Consider the following 4406-nt stretch of genomic DNA (forward strand, 5'->3'; position numbering starts at 1 on the left):
CGGAAGGTGATGCGCAGGTTGTTGCCCCCGGTGGGCAGCCGCCGGCCGCGCTTGCCGTCGCCGAACGTGATCTTCAAGAAGCCGTCTTCGGTCATGTGCACGGTGTAGTGGAAATCGGTCGGCCGGCTGTCCTGAAAACCGGCCACCTGCTCCCAGGCCCGTCCGGCTACCTGCACGACGATGGCGGCCCGCACTCCCGACGGCTGGGTGGCGTCGGCGACAAAGGCCACCGCGCTTTCCGCGAACCGGAAAACCTGGCTCAGCCGGGTCGCATCGCCGCTGCCCAATACCTTTTCGCTCTTGGTCTCGCCGTGGCCGGCCAACACCACATTGCCGGCGATGGACGTGTTGCCACGGGTGAATCCCGCCGGCAGATCGCAACTCAAGACCAATTCCGCCGGACGCTTGGAGCGGTCGACGTCGGCAACCGTGGCGAAAAAGGCCGCCGCGGCGTCATCGCTGTTTTCCACCATCAGGATGCGGCCCTTCGTCAGCCCGGAAGAGAGGCTGGCCAGGGGGATGCGCCGGCCGGTGAGGGAGCGCGTGTTCAGCGTCCAATCCTTGAGGCGCAGGGTCTCCTTGAAGTGGGCGTAAAGGGTGGTTTCGGTCAGGAAGAAGTCACCGCCCCCGCGATCGAACCAGCGATCTTCGGCGACAAGGGCGGCTTCTTTGTTTTCCTCATCAACAGATACCGCCGCCAATCGCGCCCAGGCCAGTTGCCGGCCCATGGCGACCACGGTCAGGTCGCCGGCACTGGTCTTTTTGGGTTTTTCGGCCAAAAGGGTCTCCGGCAGATGGCCGTTGACTTTTTCCAGATAGGTATCCACCTGAAAGGGGCCGGGCGTGGCCGGCGGCGCCAGCAGGGTCTGCGGATTGTCCAGGGCAAAATCGTGGGCGTTTTGATCCCAGGTCAGGGTCAAGATGGTGTACCCCCGCCGTTCATGGGTTCCATCCGCCGGGTGGTAGCGGGCATCGGTGACCCGGTAAACCGGCAAATGGATTTTGCCTTCGTCGTCCTTGCGTTTGTCGGCCACCAGGCGCCGCTCAGCCGCGACCAGTCACCGGCCACACTGTAGGCGTAAATCACCGTCTGACCGCCGCTGACGGTTCGGGGGTCGGCCTCTTGCCGGCTGATCGCAAGGGTCACCGGCTGGCTGACCAGTCCCCGGTCGAGCCGCAGGATACCGATATCGGCGTCAACCACCAGGCGCTTTCCGCGCAGGAACACGAGGCGCCGGTAGCTGGCCTCGACGCCGTCGGTAATGTACAGGACCATGCCGGGCAGAAGATCCCCGGGCGTTTCAGTGAGACGCAGCACGCGTTCGAGCTCGGCCCCCTTGGCGGCCGGACCGAGGGGGGCGAGCCGATCCTTGGGTTTCAGATGCACTCGGGTGTACCCGGTTTGCAGACGCCGGGAAAGGCGCGGCGACACCTTGAGCCGGGTCAGGCCGCCGTCCACCGTAAGCCCGGCAACCCGGTGGGCGCGCAGCACCCCGGTCTTCTCGTCCTCGAGGACCAGCGGATCGCCGATGGCCAGATCCTCCACCCGGGTTTCCAGCCAGAGCAGGTCGCCGCCCAGCCGATCGGGATTGCGGTTGTATTCGGCCGGTCGCAACTGGTTGAGGTCGGCATCCAGGTCGAGATCGTCGAGGGTTTCGAAAATTACCGGTGCGCCCCCGTCGGGCGGCGCGTATTTGACCTGGAACCCGCTGGCCAGCAATCCAACGGCCCCTGCCTTGGCCGCGATCACCAGTCGGGTCGACGCCGAGGCGGGCGGCGCCGGGTGGTAATCGAGCATCTCGACCAGCCGCCGCACACTGTCCCATTGGGTGGCGGTGCGCAGGTAGCCCTCGTTGGCGTAGGCATCGATGTGTTCGGTCAACACGTGGGCTGCACGGGCCAATACCCGGCCGATTTCCCAGGCCCAGTCGCGCCGGTCGCCATCATATTGGGCCGCCAGGCGATCGAGGCGTTCACGCTTGGTCTCCGCCGCCAGCCGCAGCTGCTCCTGTTCGTATCGAACAAAGGCATCGGCGGCGTCGCCCGCCCGCCGGGGAACCAGATCCCCCCATTTCAGGGTCGCGGCCGCCGGATCGGCAAACCGCGCCAAGAGGGCCTGGCGCAGGGTCTCCAGGAAGGTCATGGCGTTGCCGTCGATATAACGGAAGCGATTCAGGCTGGCCCGGTTCCAACGGGTCAAATCGGTTCGACCGTTCATCCGCGCCGTCCTCCACTGAGTTTAAGGTTGAAAAAACCCCGTTCGGGGTGGCCGGGATCATTGTCGCAAACGGCGATCTCCAGCCCCTCCAGAGCGATTTCACCGGTGTCGGCCTGGTCGGGATACGCGTTGCCGAGGCGTTTGAAGCGGTTGAGACAGACGTTGTCCACCCCGTCGAGGGCCATCAGGGTTTGGAAAATATCACTGGCGTAGACGTGTTCCCCGAAGTCCAGCCGGCCCGGCTCGAAAAACCCGCCCGGACCGGTGCCCAGGGCCTGTTCGACGGCGTGGCGGATCTCCGACTGGAAGAAATTCTCGCGCACGCGGATCGAAAGCGACATCTTGATGCCCACCGGCTCGGCATCCTGCAGAATCACCTCCTGGCCGACCATGCGAAAGGCATCCAGATAGGGTCTTAAAAGGGTTCGAAGGGTCGGTGGCGCGGGCGTCCACTGGGGTGCCGGCAGCTGATGATTGCGGTTCAGGCGCTCCACCGCATCCTTGAGGTCCACGGGAAAATCCAGCCCGTCGGCATCCAGGGAACAGTCTTTCCACAGCACGACCGCGACCCGCAGGCGGTTCCAGGCCCCGCTCCACTCCTCCCAGGCAAAGGCGCGCAGCACCAGGGGATGGTCGATCAAGCGGCTGGCGTAATCGGCCACCGACACCATGCGCCGCTGGGTGTGAATGGCCAGCGGCCCTTCGCGCTTGGCCGCCGTCATGAGCGCGAGGTTTCCGCGCCACAGCTGTTCGAGCAGCTCTTCCTTGGAGCGGCCTGTGTCTGCGTCATCTTCCAGCCCGGCCTCGGTGGCGGCGTCAAAGCCGATCAAACCGAGCAGGCGACGCACCGATTCCGGGCGACGGGCGGTCTCCAGCATGGCTTCGGCCGCCGTTCGGTCGGCCATGTCCGAGAGCTGATCCAGCACCGCGGCCAGAATCTCCACCAGCACCACCTCAAAATCGCCGGGGGTCCAGCGCTGCCGCTCGGGAAACCGCGCGGCCAGTTCTTCGAGCATAAACCGCCGGAAACTGTCGAAATCCCGCACTCGCCAGTCGAAATCGTCCCCCACCGCCGGCAATGGCGGCGGCAGCGAGACCCGGCGCTGGGCGCAGTCCGGGCAGCGTCCTCCGAATTCAAGCGTTATCTTGGGATTCTCGGCCATTGGGCATCCTCATCATCCAACCACAAAGCTGTGTTGTTCGGTCTGTCCCAGGGTTGCCAGCCGGTAGGCGATCTCGATCATCAGTTTTTCCCCGTCGCCGCTCACGCTGACGTCCAGGGTGCGTGGATCGACCTCTCCCTGCAAGGCCTCGGCAAGCGATGCCATCAACCGCTTGCGGGTCACCTCCCACAGGGCCGAGGCATTGGGTTCGAAGATCAGCTTGCGGACGCCGGCACCGAAATCGGGTCGAAACACCCGTTCCTTGGGATTGGTGAACAGCACCTGCTCGATCTGTTCACGGACATGCCGGGCCCGGGTGCTGGTTTTCGCGCCGTCCGTCCCGATGCGGAACGGGAAAGCGAGATAGGACGGATCACTGAGTCGCTGCATGCGGGTCGGTCCTCCTATGGGTTATCACCATCACGAGGTCATCACCTTCATCGACAGGGTACTCATCTCCCCTTGCGGAACCGGCGGGCCGGTGGGTCCCATGGCACTGGGGTGCATGTGGGTCATGAACAGGGTCAGAAAACTCTGCCCCTTGATGATCGGTTCACCGCCGCTGCCGGCGAGCATGACCTGCTGGCCCTCGACGACCACCTGGGTGCCCTTGACCGTGATGCCGGACGCGGCCATCTCGATCTTGTTGCCGTTGCTGTCCTCGACCGTGGTGCCGCTGGAATTCATGGTCAGGGTGTTGCCGTTGGCATCTTCCAGAACCACTTCGTTGCTGTCGGCGTTGAGGGTCAGGGTGTTGCCCTGGGGATCGGCGATGATGACGGTACCGTTTTCGTCGACCGTGGTTTCGGTGCCGGCGGGATGGGCCAGGCGAAACTTCTCCTCCCCGTCCTTGTCGTCGAACTGCAGGGTGTGTCCCGAAGGTCTTGAGCACCCGTGTGGTCGGCGGGCTGAGGGCCGCCTCGGTCGGCGGATCGCCGCTGGCCTGCCAGAAGGTTCCGGTCCAGATCGGCTGGTTGAGATTGCCGGCCTCGAACTCGACCCATACCTGGGCGCCGACCTCGGGG

6 protein-coding genes are annotated in these 4406 nt (G+C 64.8%); all 6 read right to left on the reverse strand.

Annotation, left to right across the window (positions count from 1 at the left end; all coding sequences use genetic code 11):
• A partial coding sequence (locus JCM12296_RS32650; RefSeq protein WP_218188407.1) for a hypothetical protein occupies positions 1-1034 on the reverse strand: 1034 nt, incomplete at its 3' end.
• Positions 917-2218 carry a hypothetical protein gene (locus JCM12296_RS32655; RefSeq protein ID WP_054701902.1) on the reverse strand — a complete coding sequence of 434 codons (1302 nt, stop codon included), beginning with the start codon at positions 2216-2218 and terminating at the stop codon, positions 917-919. The genes JCM12296_RS32650 and JCM12296_RS32655, both read right to left, overlap by 118 nt.
• Positions 2215-3381, reverse strand: a complete 1167-nt coding sequence (locus tag JCM12296_RS32660; RefSeq protein WP_054701905.1) for a baseplate J/gp47 family protein — start codon at positions 3379-3381, stop codon at positions 2215-2217. Before JCM12296_RS32660 ends, JCM12296_RS32655 begins: the two co-directional genes overlap by 4 nt.
• 12 nt (positions 3382-3393) lie before the next feature.
• Entirely contained in the window at positions 3394-3771 is a 378-nt protein-coding gene (locus tag JCM12296_RS32665; protein WP_054701908.1) for a GPW/gp25 family protein, read from the reverse strand.
• 30 nt (positions 3772-3801) lie between these two features.
• Positions 3802-3957 carry a hypothetical protein gene (locus tag JCM12296_RS51150; protein WP_422699206.1) on the reverse strand — a complete coding sequence of 52 codons (156 nt, stop codon included), beginning with the start codon at positions 3955-3957 and terminating at the stop codon, positions 3802-3804.
• Positions 3935-4406, reverse strand: a 472-nt coding sequence (locus JCM12296_RS32670) for a phage baseplate assembly protein V (RefSeq protein WP_422699207.1), incomplete at its 5' end; no start/stop codon positions are given. The genes JCM12296_RS32670 and JCM12296_RS51150, both read right to left, overlap by 23 nt.

Origin of the sequence: Desulfosarcina cetonica JCM 12296 (genome assembly GCF_001311845.1) — a bacterium.
Lineage (GTDB): Bacteria > Desulfobacterota > Desulfobacteria > Desulfobacterales > Desulfosarcinaceae > Desulfosarcina > Desulfosarcina cetonica.